Source organism: Algibacter marinivivus (assembly GCF_003143755.1).
GTDB classification, from domain to species: Bacteria; Bacteroidota; Bacteroidia; order Flavobacteriales; family Flavobacteriaceae; genus Algibacter_B; species Algibacter_B marinivivus.
In genome coordinates, this window is the sequence record NZ_QFRI01000001.1 from 907,535 (window position 1) to 923,911 (window position 16,377).

The 16,377-nt window shown below is 32.1% G+C and carries 18 protein-coding genes; 4 read left to right on the forward strand and 14 right to left on the reverse strand.

Going from position 1 to position 16,377, the window contains the following annotated elements:
• Positions 1–52 precede the first annotated feature (52 nt).
• The 8 genes from DIS18_RS04310 to DIS18_RS04340 form a co-directional block, all read right to left on the reverse strand.
• Complete coding sequence (locus DIS18_RS04310; protein ID WP_109351788.1) at positions 53–955, reverse strand: histone deacetylase family protein; 903 nt, start codon at positions 953–955, stop codon at positions 53–55.
• Positions 956–957: 2 nt separating this feature from the next.
• A complete protein-coding gene (locus tag DIS18_RS04315; protein ID WP_109351789.1) occupies positions 958–3,075 on the reverse strand; it encodes a Tex family protein in 2,118 nt (705 codons plus the stop codon).
• A gap of 23 nt (positions 3,076–3,098) precedes the next feature.
• A complete protein-coding gene (locus DIS18_RS04320; RefSeq protein WP_109351790.1) occupies positions 3,099–4,109 on the reverse strand; it encodes a Gfo/Idh/MocA family oxidoreductase in 1,011 nt (336 codons plus the stop codon).
• A 360-nt stretch (positions 4,110–4,469) separates the two neighbouring features.
• Positions 4,470–4,988, reverse strand: coding sequence for a ferritin (locus tag DIS18_RS04325; RefSeq protein ID WP_109352583.1), 519 nt, complete (start codon positions 4,986–4,988; stop codon positions 4,470–4,472).
• Positions 4,989–5,101: 113 nt separating this feature from the next.
• Positions 5,102–5,482 (reverse strand): cupredoxin domain-containing protein, encoded by a 381-nt coding sequence (locus DIS18_RS04330; RefSeq protein ID WP_109352584.1) that lies wholly within the window; start codon positions 5,480–5,482, stop codon positions 5,102–5,104.
• 108 nt (positions 5,483–5,590) lie between these two features.
• On the reverse strand, positions 5,591–6,139 hold the full coding sequence (locus DIS18_RS04335) for a carboxymuconolactone decarboxylase family protein (RefSeq protein ID WP_109351791.1): 549 nt from the start codon (positions 6,137–6,139) through the stop codon (positions 5,591–5,593).
• Positions 6,140–6,252: 113 nt separating this feature from the next.
• A complete protein-coding gene (locus DIS18_RS14910) occupies positions 6,253–6,429 on the reverse strand; it encodes a hypothetical protein (RefSeq protein ID WP_181363980.1) in 177 nt (58 codons plus the stop codon).
• A gap of 91 nt (positions 6,430–6,520) precedes the next feature.
• On the reverse strand, positions 6,521–7,363 hold the full coding sequence (locus DIS18_RS04340) for a helix-turn-helix domain-containing protein (RefSeq protein ID WP_109351792.1): 843 nt from the start codon (positions 7,361–7,363) through the stop codon (positions 6,521–6,523).
• A 109-nt stretch (positions 7,364–7,472) separates the two neighbouring features.
• On the opposite strand from DIS18_RS04340, the gene DIS18_RS04345 reads away from it, so the two are divergent.
• Positions 7,473–7,796: a T9SS type A sorting domain-containing protein gene (locus tag DIS18_RS04345; RefSeq protein ID WP_109351793.1), complete on the forward strand. Its 324-nt coding sequence runs from the start codon at positions 7,473–7,475 to the stop codon at positions 7,794–7,796.
• A gap of 2 nt (positions 7,797–7,798) precedes the next feature.
• Here the strand turns inward: DIS18_RS04345 and metG are convergent, their stop codons facing one another.
• Positions 7,799–9,892 carry a methionine--tRNA ligase gene (metG, locus tag DIS18_RS04350; RefSeq protein WP_109351794.1) on the reverse strand — a complete coding sequence of 698 codons (2,094 nt, stop codon included), beginning with the start codon at positions 9,890–9,892 and terminating at the stop codon, positions 7,799–7,801.
• 38 nt (positions 9,893–9,930) lie between these two features.
• Here metG and DIS18_RS04355 point away from each other — a divergent pair, with 38 nt between their 5' ends.
• Together DIS18_RS04355 and DIS18_RS04360 are read left to right on the forward strand one after the other, a co-directional pair.
• The gene (locus tag DIS18_RS04355; RefSeq protein WP_109351795.1) at positions 9,931–10,950 is read left to right on the forward strand and encodes a S66 peptidase family protein; all 1,020 of its coding nucleotides are present in this window, start codon (positions 9,931–9,933) and stop codon (positions 10,948–10,950) included.
• A 213-nt stretch (positions 10,951–11,163) separates the two neighbouring features.
• The gene (locus tag DIS18_RS04360; protein ID WP_146191792.1) at positions 11,164–11,400 is read left to right on the forward strand and encodes a hypothetical protein; all 237 of its coding nucleotides are present in this window, start codon (positions 11,164–11,166) and stop codon (positions 11,398–11,400) included.
• Positions 11,401–11,463: 63 nt separating this feature from the next.
• Here the strand turns inward: DIS18_RS04360 and DIS18_RS04365 are convergent, their stop codons facing one another.
• From DIS18_RS04365 to DIS18_RS04385, 5 genes are all read right to left on the reverse strand, one after another.
• The gene (locus DIS18_RS04365) at positions 11,464–11,916 is read right to left on the reverse strand and encodes a DUF1569 domain-containing protein (RefSeq protein WP_109351797.1); all 453 of its coding nucleotides are present in this window, start codon (positions 11,914–11,916) and stop codon (positions 11,464–11,466) included.
• 137 nt (positions 11,917–12,053) lie between these two features.
• Positions 12,054–12,881 (reverse strand): CPBP family intramembrane glutamic endopeptidase, encoded by an 828-nt coding sequence (locus DIS18_RS04370; RefSeq protein WP_109351798.1) that lies wholly within the window; start codon positions 12,879–12,881, stop codon positions 12,054–12,056.
• 71 nt (positions 12,882–12,952) lie between these two features.
• Entirely contained in the window at positions 12,953–13,522 is a 570-nt protein-coding gene (locus DIS18_RS04375) for a helix-turn-helix domain-containing protein (protein ID WP_109351799.1), read from the reverse strand.
• Positions 13,523–13,658: 136 nt separating this feature from the next.
• Positions 13,659–14,900 carry an MFS transporter gene (locus DIS18_RS04380; protein ID WP_109351800.1) on the reverse strand — a complete coding sequence of 414 codons (1,242 nt, stop codon included), beginning with the start codon at positions 14,898–14,900 and terminating at the stop codon, positions 13,659–13,661.
• Positions 14,900–15,682 carry a TerB family tellurite resistance protein gene (locus DIS18_RS04385; protein ID WP_109352585.1) on the reverse strand — a complete coding sequence of 261 codons (783 nt, stop codon included), beginning with the start codon at positions 15,680–15,682 and terminating at the stop codon, positions 14,900–14,902. The genes DIS18_RS04380 and DIS18_RS04385 overlap by 1 nt, the downstream gene beginning before the upstream one ends.
• A gap of 248 nt (positions 15,683–15,930) precedes the next feature.
• Here DIS18_RS04385 and DIS18_RS04390 point away from each other — a divergent pair, with 248 nt between their 5' ends.
• On the forward strand, positions 15,931–16,341 hold the full coding sequence (locus DIS18_RS04390) for a BrxA/BrxB family bacilliredoxin (RefSeq protein ID WP_109351801.1): 411 nt from the start codon (positions 15,931–15,933) through the stop codon (positions 16,339–16,341).
• The last annotated feature ends 36 nt before the right edge of the window (positions 16,342–16,377 follow it).

A 16,377-nucleotide genomic window follows, 5' to 3' on the forward strand; every position in this document is an offset into this window, starting at 1 on the left:
TGTGCAAACTATATTTTCTGCAAAGATACTTCTTAGTTAATTAATAGATATGCTAAAAGAAAATCTCCTGTGCCAGCCTAAACGTATTGGCATGCGCTTCAATAATAATTTTAATATCTGGAGAATAACCGCCACCCATGGAGCACATTACTGGTGTTTTATTGTTTTTACAAGTTTGTAAAACAAATCGATCACGCTCCTTGCACCCCTCCAAAGTCAACCCTAATTTCCCTAATTTATCTGAAGCCACAACATCTACACCAGATAAATAATAGATGAAATCTGGTTTTTCATCATTTATTAATTTTGGTAAAATGTCCTTTAAAATAGATAAATAGGTTTCATCATCTGTGTCATTTTCTAAAGCAATATCTAAATCACTTTGCTCCTTTTTAAAAGGGTAGTTCCCTTTTCCATGCATCGAAAAAGTAAATACCGATGTATCATTTTGAAATATTTCGGCAGTTCCGTTACCTTGATGGACATCTAAATCTACAATTAATACTTTTTTTACTAAACCCTTGTCTAGTAAATAACGTGCGCCAATGGCTTGGTCGTTAAGTAAACAAAAAGCTTCTCCTCTATTAGAATATGCATGGTGTGTGCCTCCAGCAATATTCATTGCAATACCATATTTCAAAGCAAATTCTGTTGCTTTAATTGTACCATCTGCGATTATTACTTCGCGCTTTACTAATACTTCACTTAATGGAAAACCTATTTTTCTAGCTGCCCTTGCATTTAAAGTTAAATGTTGCAAATCTTGATAATACCCTTCTGTATGCACTCTTAAAATATGAGCATCCTCAGGAATATGAGGTTCAAAAAAATTATTTGAAGTACATGTCCCCTCATAAATCAATTGCTCTGGTAACAATTCATATTTAATCATTGGAAACCGATGACCTTCAGGAAGTGGATGTTTGTAAATATTGTGATAAGCTATTTTTAGCATTTTTATTTATGCAATTTTAACTGAATACGCTTTCGCGGAACATCAACCTCCAACACTTTTACTATAATTTGCTGATGTAAATGCACATGTTCATTAACATCTTTCACAAAACTATCAGACAGGTTTGAAACATGAATTAATCCGCTTTCTTTAATCCCAACATCTACAAAACAACCAAAATTGGTAATGTTATTTACTATACCCGGAAGTAATTGACCTTCGCGTAAATCATTAATCGTTTTTATGTTTTGATTGAATGTAAATACTTTGGCTTGCTCACGAATATCTAAACCCGGTTTTTCTAATTCTTTAATAATGTCTTCTAGGGTTAATAAACCAACTGCATCTGTACAATACGTTTTCAAGTTTAATTTTTGAATTAGGCCTTTATTTCCAATTAGATCTTCAACCGATTTCCCTAAGTCTTTTGCCATTTTAGTAACAATCGAGTAACTTTCTGGGTGAACCGCAGAATCATCTAGTGGATTTTTAGCGTCTTTAATCCTTAAAAAAGCAGCACCTTGTTCAAAAGCCTTTCCACCTAAACGCGGTACGTTTTTAATATCGTTTCTAGATTTAAAAACACCATTTTCGTTTCTATAATTTAAAATATTCTCAGCTAGTTTTGGTCCAATTCCAGAAACTGAACTTAACAACGGTTTACTTGCGGTGTTAATATTTACACCAACGGCATTTACGCAATTTTCAACCACAATATCCAATTGTTTTTGAAGTTTAATTTGGTCTACATCATGCTGATATTGTCCAACGCCTATAGACTTAGCATCAATTTTTACGAGTTCAGCCAGCGGATCTTGTAATCGGCGACCAATAGATACCGAGCCACGAACTGTAACATCATAATCTGGAAATTCTTCTCTAGCTATTTTTGACGCTGAATAGATACTAGCGCCAGCCTCACTTACTACAAAAACCTGCACATCATTTTTAAAATGTACTTTTCTAATTAAAGCTTCGGTTTCTCTGGATGCTGTACCGTTTCCAATAGCGATAGCTTCAATTTTATGCGCCTCACAAAGCGCACTTATCTTTTTCATTGCACCAACAGCATCGCTTTTTGGTGGATGCGGATAAATGGTTTCGTTATATTTTAATTGCCCTTGTGCATCTAAACACACTACTTTACAACCTGTTCTAAATCCGGGGTCGATAGCTAAAACGCGTTTTTCACCCAAAGGCGAACCTAATAATAATTGCTTTAAGTTTTTAGCGAATACACTTATGGCAGATTCATCAGCTTTATCTTTTGCTAGTTGCAATGCTTCATTGCTTAATGATGGCAGTAATAAGCGTTTGTAAGCATCTTTAGTAGCAATTTCAATTTGTTCCGCGCAAGCGTTATTACTTTTTATGATGCGTCTTTCAATATTATCTAGCGCTCTATCGTTATCAATTTCAATTTTTACACGAATAAACCCTTCTTTTTCAGCTCTTAAAATAGCTAACAAACGGTGTGATGGTATTCTGCTTAGGTTTTCTTCCCAATCAAAATAATCTCTAAATTTTTGTGCGTTCTCCTCTTCAGCTTTTGTTTTTATCACTTTTGTAGAAATCATTGCAAAACGTTCCAACTGCCTTCGGATATTATTTCGAATATCGGTACGTTCGTTTATCCATTCTGCAATAATATGTCTTCCGCCTTCTAAAGCATCTTCAACAGAAAGCACGTCTCCTTTTACATATTTAAACGCAATAGATTCTAAATCGTTTGTATTTTGAGACATGATGATTTTAGCCAAAGACTCCAATCCGTTTTGTCTTGCTTTTTCAGCTTTTGTTTTTCGACTCTTTTTAAATGGTAAGTAAACATCTTCGAGCGTTACTAAATCTTGAGTTGCTTCAATTTTTTGCTTTAATTCTGAGGTTAAAACATCCTGTTCTTCTAAAGCTTTTAAAATAGCTTTTTTACGTTTTTCTAAAGCTTCAAACTGTTCTTTAAACTTTACAATGTCACCTATTTGCACCTCGTCTAAATTCCCTGTACGCTCTTTTCTATACCGCGAAATAAAAGGAATGGTACAATCTTCATTAAGTAATGCTATGGTGTTTTTTACAGATTGCTCTGGAAGTTGCGTTTGGGAGGTAATAAATTTTATCATCTAATTTAAAAAACCTTGTTTTATTAATCTTCTAAAATTTCAATTTGTTTAACAACCTGTGCTTCAGTTACAGGATAAGGCACATTATTCCGAATGGTTTGATAAACGGCTTCAAAAACATTTAAATATGATGCTTTAATAAGTCCTATTTTCTCCTGAGTTTTAACACCATCTTTAATAATAGTTAAAACCCCTTCTTTACCAGGCGGTTCAATACCAAATAATGGATTATTAGGTTTTATCCCTGCATTTAATTGCGTTTCCTGAACATCGGTGCGTTCCTTCATGTACGACCCTTTTGCACCATGCAAAACAAAGGCAGGAAGTGCATCGGCAACTAAAAGATTTGCCGTAAGAAACACTTGCAAACCGTTTGAATATTTTAAATGTATATGTGCATAATCATCAATTTGTGTTTCGGCACGATTTCCATGAAGTGTCTTGTTCCACGATTCTGGAATTCCAAATAATTCTATCGCAGCATCTAAGGTATGTGGTATTAAATTATATAAAACGCCATTGCCAGGAATAGGCAATTCTTTACTTGGGGTTTGATTCATATCAGGCTTATATCTGTCGTAGCGAAAATGAACTTCTACTAAATCGCCTAACTTACCAGATTCTACAACACTTTTAACGGATAGAAAATCACTATCATAACGTCTATTTTGAAAAGGCATTATGAAACAATTGTTTTTTTTAGCTTCTTGGTAAAGTATTTTGGCTTCTGCTGATGTAACAGTAAATGGCTTTTCTACGAGGATGTGTTTATTTAATTGGATTGCTTTTAAAGCAAAATCGAAATGTGTTGCACTTGGCGTATTTATAATCACTAATTCAATAATCGCATCGTTAAGTAATTCATCAACGCTATCATAACTCTTAATGTTTGCATATTCCTGCTGCGCTTTCTTTTTACTCCTTTCAACAATAGCGGTTAATTCAAAACCGTTATGTAATTCTAAAAAAGGACAGTGAAACAAACTTCCAGACATTCCAAAAGATAAAACTCCTGTTTTTATTTTATTATTCATTTTAAAAGTCAATTAAGTAAAATAATCTGTAGTTGTACAAATTTAAAGTTATTTACCAAAAAACGCGCAATACTAGAATGGTATTACGCGTTATATATAAACACTCTTTTAAATATTGTTTTTAGGCCACCTTCTTAATCAAATCGAAGCAAGGGCATTTTTTACAGCGTTTATTTTCGCCTTTTTTAAACTTTTTACAGCAACTACTTTTTACTTTTTCAGGAAAGTCTAGACCCAACTTTCGTAATTTCTTAATTGCCTTTTTTTGTTTCTTTTTTTTGCCCACAGAAAATGAGAATTTCAATCTTCAGGCAAAAATAAGTTATTTTTATTAAATCTAAATAAGCTTAATTGTTAAAATTATTCTGGAGTATTAATTGCTGCTGTAGTTACTGTTAAATTTTCAATATCTCTGTCGAATAAGTATAAGCCACCTTTATCGTCTCCAATCATATTTATTTTATCTAAAATGGTACGTGCTACAGCCTCTTCTTCTATTTGTTCAGCAACATACCATTGTAAAAAATTGTGTGTTGCATAATCTTTTTCCTGAAGAGATATATGTACCAACTCATTAATACTCTGAGATACAAATACCTCATGATCAAAAAGCTTTTCAAACATTTCTTTAAATGATTTGAAAGTTACATTTGGTGCTTTTAATTCTGAAATTTTTGCATGTCCTCCTCTCTCGTTTACAAACTTAACAAGCTTCAACATATGCTCACGTTCTTCATCGCTTTGCGCGTACATAAAGTTTGAAACCCCTTCTAAACCTTTAACCTCTGCCCAACATGCCATGGCTAAATATATTTGAGAAGATTCTGCCTCTACTCGTATTTGATTATTTAATGCGTCTTCTATAGATTTTGATAACATAATATTGGTTTTTTGTAAAGTTAAAGATTTAGTTGATTCTTTTAAATTCAAACCATAAAAAAAGGTTATTCGTTTATAGAATAACCTTTTTCTACTATTAATCAATTTTGAAACTACTGAACTGTCAACGTATATTGTGGTGTTGGGTTCAATGGGCAGAAATACACATATTCTCCTTTTGCTAAAGTTGTTGCATTTGTTTTTTGTGTTTCTCCATCTTTAACAACTTGCGTTACGTAAGCTGTTTTAATATGGTTTTCTGGATTGCTAGCATCAGCTCCTTTTTTTACTAAAACTAAACCAACTTTTTCTGCTGCATGGTTATTTGCTACTTCAAATACATAAGTACCTTCACTAACAGTTAATGCTTTTTGAACAAATTCTCCTTTAGTTTGCTCTAAGGAAATTGTTTTTACTGATGCCATGGCATCTTGTGCATTTGAGTTGAATGTAAATGCTAATACGATTACTAAAATTGATACTACTTTTTTCATTTTGAATTTGATTTTTACTTCCATTTATATGGAAATTTGTTAATTAATTATTGAATTTATTTATAATTAGACCAACAAGGTTTTTGAAACCTCGTAGGTCTGGAAATATTAAATAGTTGCTGCTTCCAAAGGTTGCGCTATTGGAAAATCTACTGGTACTTGTGTTGTACTATGTATATAATTTGAAATGGTTTTATCGCCTACTAACGAAATGGTATCGATTAAGTTTCCTTTTGAATATCCGGCATTAAAGAAGTTTTCTAATACATCTGCATCAGTTCTTCCTCTGTTTTCTGTAATGTTTTTAGCTAATCTTGCTAAAGCGTCTAGTTTGCTATCAAAAGATGCATGTCCAGCTCTTAATTCTAAAATTTGGTCTTCAGAAAAACCATTCATTTTTCCTATTGCGGTGTGCGCAGATAAACAATAAATACAATTATTTACTTGACTTACTGCTAAGTTTACTACCTCTTTTTCTTTTGCAGATAATGATGTTTTCGCATTAGCAAAATTTAAATAGTTTTCTAAAGCAGTATCACTATTGGCATAGGTTGCATATAAGTTTGGTACAAAACCTAAAGCTTTATTTAAATTATCGAAAATAGCTTGATTGTTTTCGCTTACTTCGTCTCTTGTTGGTACATTAAATGTGCTCATAATTTTAATTTTTTTATTTTGATTTTTCTTGTTTGTAATTCTTGGTACAAAGGTGCAAATGTCCTAAAGTTTACACCATGTAGTTAATTCCTTTTGGCTTGTCAATTTTTCCTTTATTGATTTAAACCGAATGTATTAGAAGTGATATGTGGTCTTTCAGCATCACAATAGAAATCTGAAATATGATTTTGCTCACAATGTGTTTTTGGAGAAATTGTATTAACCCCTTCTTTTCTTTTCCCTTTGAATATTTCAATTAGATTGAATATTGATATGTGTTTTAAATTCATGACTTTGTTGTTTTAATTGTTCGGTACAAAGATGAATCAAAAGTAGAAGTGATAAAATGGTAAGATTGCCCTGTGGGTTGTCAATTTTTCCCTAAGATGCCTTTTTAAGCTGTTTTTTGAAATCTGAAGGAGATAATGTAGTGTGTTTTTTAAATAATCGACTTAAGTGCGACGCATCTTCAAAGCCAACTTCGTATGCAATTTCTTTAGCTGTTTTATCGGTATAGATTAATAAGCGTTTAGCTTCAAGGATAATGCGCTCATGAATAATTTGAAGCGGACTTGTATTTAATTTTGCAAATGTATTTGATAAGGTTTTAGGAGATTTGAATAATTTATCTGCATAAAACGATACACTATGCTCGGTTTTAAAATGAGACTCCACCAACATATTATACTCACGTAACAAATCTATTTTTTTGTTTTTGGTAGTTTCAACATAGCCTTCTTTTGATTTTAATAATCGTGTACTTATAATAATGAAACGTGCCATTAGCATACGTAGCATTTCGGCTTGAATAGTGTCTTCTGTTTGCAATTCGTCCAAAAACACTTCATGAAGAATATTTAGCTTTCTATTTTCTTTTGATTCTAATTCAATTATTGGGATATGCACATTCCCAAAGAATAATAAACCTGCGCAACTTACTTCTTGATCGTGATCTTTAATGCAATAAAACTCTCTATTAAATTGATATACCACCAAATCTTTACCTTCTATAAATTGAAAATATTGCACCGTGGTTAATGCTAAAATACTATTTGGTTCGATGGTATAAGGAATACTATCTACTATAATTTCTGCCTTAGAATCAGACGTTCTAATAAAGGTATATAAATCGGGTTGCTTTGATATTTTGTAAGGTTCTAGAAGTTCTTCATCTCCTATTTTAAGGGTAGCGTTGGTTGAGAACTCTTTAAATGTTTTTTGCATTTGAGATTAGTCTACTTTTTTATCTAAAAATTACGAATTGGAACTTAAAATATAATTAATTGGCTGCTATTTCGTTAATAACAAACCCGTTATCTAAAAATCACTTCCTATGAAAAGCATATTCTTTTACTTGTTCTTGTTTATTATTAGTCATATGTCTTTTTCACAAGAACGAATAAGGGAAACTAACCTTCAAAAAGATACAGTATTTAAATTTCACCCAAATCCAGCTCAAGATGATCTATATATTTTAGGTGAAAATAAAATTAAAAGCATTGAGCTCATTAACGTTTTAGGTAAACGTGTTGCCTTTTATCATTTTAATAAAAGTATTATACAAATAGATGTTTCAGAATTAAAAAGTGGTTTGTATCTGATTCAAGTAATAGATGAAAATAATATGGCTGAGACTAAAAAGTTGGTTATTAAATGAGCTTAACTTACCTGTAACCCATTCCCAACCTCAGCATCATCCGGATTAACAAACACCAATTTGCCATCTGGAGTTTCAGTCATTAAAATCATGCCTTGGCTTTCAACACCTCTTAATGCTCTTGGAGCTAGGTTTACTAAAACGGTTACACGTTTCCCAATAACCTCTTCAGCTGCAAAACTTTCAGCAATACCAGAAACAATAGTTCTGGTGTCTATACCTGTATCTACTTTTAGTTTCAACAACTTTTTAGTTTTTGGCATTTTTTCAGCTTCTAAAATAGTTCCCACTCGAATGTCTAATTTTGTAAAATCTTCAAAAGTAATCGTGTCTTTTTGAGGCTCTACAGTTGCATTGGCTATTTCGTTAGCTTTTTTACTAGCTTCTAATTTATCCAATTGTTTTTGAATAGTTTCATCTTCTATTTTAGAGAATAGCAACTCTGCTTTTCCGATTTGATGTCCTGCTGGTAATAAGGTTTTTTTAGTTTTCACTTCATTCCAAGTGGATTCCGCATCAAGTGCGGAATGACAAAGGATTCCTTTTAATTTAGTTGATGTAAACGGTAAAAACGGCTCACTTAATGTTGCTAAAGCAGATGCTATTTGGAGCGCTACATACATGATCGTTTTTGTTCGTGCTTCATCAATTTTTATGACTTTCCAAGGCTCTTCATCAGCTAAATATTTATTTCCAAGTCGCGCTAAGTTCATGAGTTCTTGACCAGCTTCTCTAAAACGGTAACGCTCAATAGAGCTTGCAATAACATCTGGATATGCTTTAATTGCCGCTAAAGTTTCTTCATCTACTTTAGAAAACTCAGAAGGTTCTGGAACAATACCTTCGTAATATTTATTGGTTAAAACAACAACACGGTTTATAAAATTTCCAAAAATGGCTACCAGCTCATTATTATTTCTAGCTTGAAAATCTTTCCAAGTAAAATCTGTATCCTTTGTTTCAGGTGCATTTGCATTTAATGCATAACGTAACACATCTTGCTGCCCTGGAAAATCTTCCAAGTATTCTGGCAACCAAACGGCCCAATTTTTAGAAGTTGATAACTTATTCCCTTCTAAATTTAAAAACTCGTTAGCTGGAACATTTTCAGGCAAAATATAACTGCCTTCAGCTTTTAACATCGCTGGAAAAATAATACAGTGAAATACAATATTATCTTTTCCTATAAAGTGTACAAGCTTGGTATCCTTATCTTTCCAATATGGCTCCCAATCTTTTCCTTCTCTTGCAGCCCATTCTTTGGTAGATGAAATATAACCAATGGGTGCATCAAACCATACATACAATACTTTGCCTTCTCCACCTTCTGCTGGTACTGGGATTCCCCAATCTAAATCTCTGGTCACTGCTCTTGGACGTAATCCATCATCAATCCAAGATTTTACTTGCCCGTAAACATTAGGTTTCCAATCTTTTTTATGACCTTCTAAAATCCATTCTTTTAAAAAAGCTTCATGTTTATCTAAGGGCAAAAACCAATGTTTAGTTTCTTTTAAAGTAGGTACATTTCCTGTAATTGCCGATTTAGGGTTAATTAAATCAGTCGCATTATGGCTTGTTCCGCAGTTTTCACATTGGTCGCCATAACTTTCTTCATTTCCACATTTTGGGCAAGTTCCTATTACAAAACGATCTGCTAAAAACTGATTAGCTTCAGCATCGTATAATTGCTCTGAAGTTTCTTCAATAAATTCCCCTTTATTATTTAAAGTCTTAAAAAACTCTGATGCTGTTTTATGATGAATTGGTGCTGATGTACGCGAATAATTATCATAGGTAATTCCAAAATCTTCAAACGATTTTTTAATAATCGCATGATATTTATCTACAATATCTTGTGGAGATACACCTTCGTTTTTTGCTTTAATGGTAATAGGCACACCATGTTCATCACTACCACCAATAAACGCTACATCATTTCCTGTTAAGCGCAAATAACGCGCATAAATATCTGCTGGTACGTAAACTCCTGCTAAATGTCCAATATGAATGGGTCCGTTAGTATAAGGAAGTGCAGTAGTAATGGTATATCTTTTCGGCATTGTAATATCTTTTGAAGCCGTAAAAGTACACATTTAAAGCCCTTTTTGAAAAAAAAATGTACATTTACATTATGCAGAAAAACCTACTCATTTTAAGCCTGTTTTGTATTGCTTTTTTCTTTGGAATAAAAAGTACGTCTGCACAAAACACAGCTATTGAGAAACAACATAAAACTTTGAAAAAACCACCATACTTAAAAGTAGGCGACACAGTTGCAATTGTTGCGCCATCAGGAATTTTAAAAAACAGAAACGATGAAGTACAACAAGCTCAAGCGCTTTTAAAACGCTGGGGATTACATTCGGTTGTTGGTAAACATGTTTTTAATAAAGCTGACCATTTTGCTGGAACGGACGATGAGCGTTGTGAAGATTTCCAAAATGCTTTAGACGATTCAAAAATTAGTGCCATTTGGTGTGCCCGTGGTGGTTATGGTACAGTTAGAATTTTAGATAAACTTGATTTTTCAACATTTAAAAAACAGCCTAAATGGGTTATTGGGTATTCGGATATTACGGCACTTCATAACGCCATTCATAATGAGGGTGTAGAAAGTTTGCATGCCATCATGTGTGTTAGTTTACCAGATAATGAATCTGAAATTGAGGCTAGCATTTCTACCTTTAAAAACACCTTATTTGGCAAACCGCTAAGTTATATTTTGGATGGATCTACATTTAACAGGACAGGAACTACTTCTGGACAATTGGTTGGTGGTAACTTAACCATGATTCATACCATGTTAGGTTCTAAAACTAGCATAGACACTTCCGGAAAAATATTATTTATTGAAGAAATAGGTGAATACAAGTACCATATTGATCGTATGCTACAAAGTTTAAAACGAGCTGGATATTTTGATAATTGTAAAGGTGTTATTGTTGGCGATATGACAAAACTTAGAAAAAACACAACGCTTTGGGGCACTTCAATACAACAATTAATTTTAGATGCTTTAGCTGATTATGATTTCCCTATTGCTTTTAACATGCCTGCCGGCCATGAAAAGGATAATCGTGCTTTAATTTTAGGAAGAACTATCTCTTTAGATGTAAATAAAAACCAGTCAACAATTAATTTTGAAGAGTAATTAAAAAAATAAGATTTTAACGCCCTAAAAACCCAAGTAAATACTTTCTATCCCTTTATTTATAGGTGTTCTTCACCGATTAAATAAGCCACTTGTAGACACATCTGTTTATTGAACAGGCATAAAGGAACAATCAACTATTATTTTAAAGATTTATTGAAATATGCCATAATCTTGTACGGAAATATTAAAAATCATAAAAACCCCAACAAGATGAAAAAATTACAATTACTATTCGTAGCAATGATGCTATTACTTTCAGTTGACGTTAAAGCTGATGATACTATTAACTCAAGTTTAAATTTAAGTAATCCTGATGTTCGTAAATGTTTAGTTGAAGCAACAAAGAGTGAAGGCTGGAAATTAGCTGCGTTTTATTACAACGCTGATGAAAAATTAGTTATGATCTTTGAAAAAGGAAACAATACCAAAACTTATATGAGTAAATAATTATTATTTAATTAATACATTTTAAACCAGCTATTCATAATAAATAGCTGGTTTTTTTATTTCCTAAACACCAAACTGATTTAAATGATGATCTAAGTGTTTATAAAACATGGTATTCCATTCTTTTTTAGTCAATTTACCAAAAGAGTGCGATTCCATGCCATCAAAATAATCTTCACCTAAATTTTGTGCCTTTTTTAAATAATCCGTTAATCTTGCTTTTTCTTCAACAAAATTTCTAGCATTGGTAATTAAAAATTGTGGTGCTGTTCTACTGTTTCTTTTATAAGGTTTATCACCTACAACCGTGTTTTTTACAAATAACTTCAACATAAATTTTGTAAACCCATTTGGTTTTTTGTGCTTATCCTCAAAAGCCATTTCATAAGTAACATTACAATGGGCTAACATTTGATCTGAGCTCATTTTGCCCCATATTGGTCTGGTAGTAGGTGAGAGTTTATTTATTCTGTCTATAACTAGTTCTGTTTCTTTGGGGTCGAAAATGTTTTTCATAATTCTAAAATTGGCGTGTTAAAAAAGTAGACTGCAATTTATTTATTTTATTTTTACTTTGAAAGTTATCAAAATGGGATTTTACGATTTATCTCAAGAAGAAGCTATTGCCTTTATAGATACAAATTATAAACCCTCTAATTAATTACCTTCTTATTTGTAAATAAATTATACCTATCCCATTTCCAAATGAATAAAACAACAACTAGAAAAAAAGCATTCCAAAGCACTATAAACCCAATATAAAACCACCAAGTATCAAAAGTTACATTGTTTAAAATATATAGAAAACTTTCGCCACTATCACTATTAGTTATTAAATGCCTTGTTGCCCAATTATTACCTAAATGAATTCCAATAGGAAAAAATAAGGTTTTTGACTTTAATAAGGCTATTGCAAATAATAAATGCCCAATAGGAATGGTTATTACAAAGAAAATAACCATTGCTCTATTCTGAAGGATATTGGCATCTAATACATGAACGAGCATAAATACTATTGAAAATATAATATTAGCTACAATAACATTAGAGACACTAATTGTTTTTTTAAACAAATAACCTCTAAACAAAAACTCTTCAACAGCCACAGTTGGCAGTATAGTATACAATCCGTACAAAATAGTTGAATAACTTATTGATGTGCTTATTGCAAATATCTCGCCTGTATAAAGTGCTCTTAAATATTTAGCTATCAAAAATACAGTGGCACCTATAAAAACACCCAAAGGCAAGAATCTAATGTTCTTCCATTTTAAATTAAGACCTATAGTACTAAGTGTTTTACCATCTGTTTTATATAAAAACCAAGTTGCTATTAACAAAAAAAGACTTGACGCAAATGGGAAATACTTTTTTAAAAAAGGATTGTCAATTATACCACTTAAAACAAGGGCTAGTCCTAAAAGTAGAATTGCTAGTATATATCTAGATATAACTGGGTATTTTCTTAATAGAGATTTCATATTACGGTGTATAAGATTAGTTTGAGTTTGTTGTAAACTCAAATTGAATTAAAAAAATTAAGCTGAAAATTTTAGATGTTTTTCTGCTTTAAAAAAGGAATGGACAGTGGGTATTTATAATTGCCCAAACTTAATGCAGACATAATATTGATTATACTAACTACAATTCCGTATAAGAAGACAGCTCCTGTAGCAAAAAAATTATATCCTGGAAATAGAAAAAAGGCTAATAGTGAGATTAAAAATAAAAGAGTTATTGTACAATGAAAATTAATAACGGCTCTTCCATGTGAATCATAAATCTTATTGTCTTCTGCCTTGTGAATCCAGAGGAATAATGGAAATAATATATTTGCGAATGGAATAATTAAACCTAAAAATGGTAAACCATGAATTAAAAGCATCCATTTACGTTTTACAACTTCTTCGTTAGGATTTTCTACAACAATGAGTTCTTCTAGATTTACATCAAGCCCAACAGCTAATAATTTAACAGTTTGTAAATGAGGTTGTACTTCTCCTTTTTCTATACGCTGAATTGTACGAACACCAACTGAAGTTTTCTCAGATAAGTCTTCTTGAGTATACCCTTTTAACTTTCTTTGATAAAGTAAGTTTTCGCTTATTGATTGCTTTTTCATTTCTAATGTTTTGATGCTACAAAGCTAAATCAATGTTCTGGTTTTTAGCACGTCATTTAAATGTCACCTATGTGTCATTCATTGGTTTTAAAGGGGTAGAAAGCGAAATATGTCAAAATTTAGGGAAATATTTAACTTAAGACAAGAACTCTTCTACTTCTTTGGTTAGGTATATTCTATCATCTTTTTTGTACACTAAATATAGAAAATAAGCCAGAACCCCTAGTACTAAAAGAATTATAATACTACTTATAAGAATAACACTACTACCAATTTCTACATAATGTTCTCCTATTATTCCTGAAATTTTATAAAATAACATAGAAGGAATTGTTACTGAAGCCAAAACAATTGCTAAATATTTAGGGTTACTAAATCTAGTTGCAATTGAATACAAAATTGGTGAAATAAGCATTTCTCCAAATGAAAGAAGGAAGGCTGAAAATATAAATAAGCTTAAAGCATTCGAGGTTTCTGGAATAAATAATAAAATCATGAAAGATAAAGCTGAAACTATTAACCCTAAAAAAATCTTAAAAAATGAATTTGTATAGACATAAGACCAAATTAAAACCAGAATGGTTATAATAATTATTCCAAAATAAGAATTCAGTCCAGCGCTTAAATAAGCTTTTGGAATAATATTGATTCCATCAAAAACTTTTTCTTGAATGGTGTAAACACTAAAGTATGTACTTTCATAAATCGACCAAAAAATAGCAGATAAGATTATAACCGAAATAATATATAATAGTTTTTTATTTAAAATTATACTTTTATGATTAAACAACATAACTTCTTTATTTTCACTAGTGAAAAACACAAAAACTGTAGCTAACGTTATTAATATTCCAGCAGCTACAAATCCATAATTAAAACCCAAATCAGTGAAATAACCTATGGCTAAGACACCCAATAATGAGCCAAGATTAATAGCCACAAATAATAATGAAAATCCTGCATCTAATAATTTTGGTTTATTCAAATACTTCTTTCCAAATTGTGCAATGGTATTAGAAGTAAATAAACCAGACCCTAAAACTATTAATACAAAACCTATATATAAAGATATAAGAGATTTGTAACATAATATAAAACAGCCTAAAGCTTGTAAAGCACCACCAACTAAAATAGTCGTTTTATTCCCAATTAATAAATCTCCTAAAAAAGCTCCTAAAACTTTGGATAAACCAACAAATACTGAAAACCATCCATAAATAACTAACGCTTCTTGATTAGACATCTGCAATGTCTCACTAACCATATAAAGCACAATAATAGATCTTACCCCATAATAAGAAGCTCTTTCAAAAAAATATGCTAAAGCATAAATTAATGAAGATTTGGAATGTGCTATATTATTAGGAATTTTAATCATTAAAACCCACGCTCTTTCTGCAACTGCTCATAAGCCGCTTGCACTTGCCTAAACTTTTCTTCGGCACCTTTTTGATGTTCTTTACCTAAATGAATCACTTTATCAGGATGGTATTTTTTTGCCATTTTTCGATAAGCTTTTTTTACCTCATCGTCAGTAGCACTTTTTATAATCTCTAATACTTTATAAGCATTATCGCTGCTATTGTAAAACATGGCTTTTATACTCTCATAATCTCTAGAGCTAATACCTAAATAACCCGCAATGGTATAGATTTGTTTTTCTTCATCGTCTGTTACGGTACCATCTGCTTTTGCAATTCCAAATAGAAAGTGCATGAGTTGTAAGCGCGATGGGTGATCCATCATCTGCCGTATTTGCAAACACACTGGACGTACCGATACATTTTGTTTACTTATATTTTTAAATAATTTAAAAGCATGATTTGCACGCTCTTTACCATACATATTTAAAAACTGCTGACGCACAAAGTCTAACTCGCGCTGATCTTGCACACCATCGGCTTTTATAACTACTGAGGCTAGTATGAGTAAACTAACTTCAAAATCGCCAGATTGGGTTTGTGGACGTTGTCTGGGTTGTGTTCTATAAGTAGGTCTTCTTCCTCTAGTAGATTGTCCTTGCCCTTGCCCTAAAAACGGACTCCCTTTTCCATCTGCCATAGCATCTATTACGCTTCCTAATGCTAATCCTATTATGGCGCCTATAGGGCCTCCAAACGACCAACCTATTGAGGCGCCTATCCATTTTGAAAAACTCATGTAATTTTTTTGTTTTTTATACGTCCTAAATATAACATTGTTAGTTGAATTTTTAGCTGTTTTGTTACAATTGTACTGTGTTAAGGATAGAAACGGCATCCTTTCTTGCCATTAAAAGCAAAAAAGATATAGTGGATAGCCTGACCTTATAACGCCATAAGCGTTTTAAGGGAACACCCAAATAATTATTGCACGATTTTTGATTAACTTTGCACAAATATTAATTTTAAAATAAAAAAGAAAAAGATATGTATCCAGCAGAATTAGTAAAACCAATGCGTGAGGATTTAACCAAAGTTGGTTTTGAAGAATTGCATACTGCCGAAGCTGTAGACGCTGCTTTAGCCAAAGAAGGAACAACATTAGTAGTTGTAAACTCGGTTTGTGGTTGTGCAGCAGCTAATGCAAGACCAGGTGCTAGAATGAGTTTACAGAATGCAAAAAAACCAGACCATATTGTAACGGTTTTTGCAGGTGTTGATAGAGAAGCTGTTGATGCTGCTCGTGGTTATATGATCCCGTTTCCTCCTAGTTCGCCAAGTATGGCTTTATTTAAAGATGGAGAATTGGTGCACATGCTAGAGCGTCATCACATAGAAGGTAGACCTGCTGAATTAATTGCAGAAAACCTTGTTGATGCTTACAACGACCATTGTTAAAAATTCAAAAAAAAGTATACAAAAACCACGGCTAAG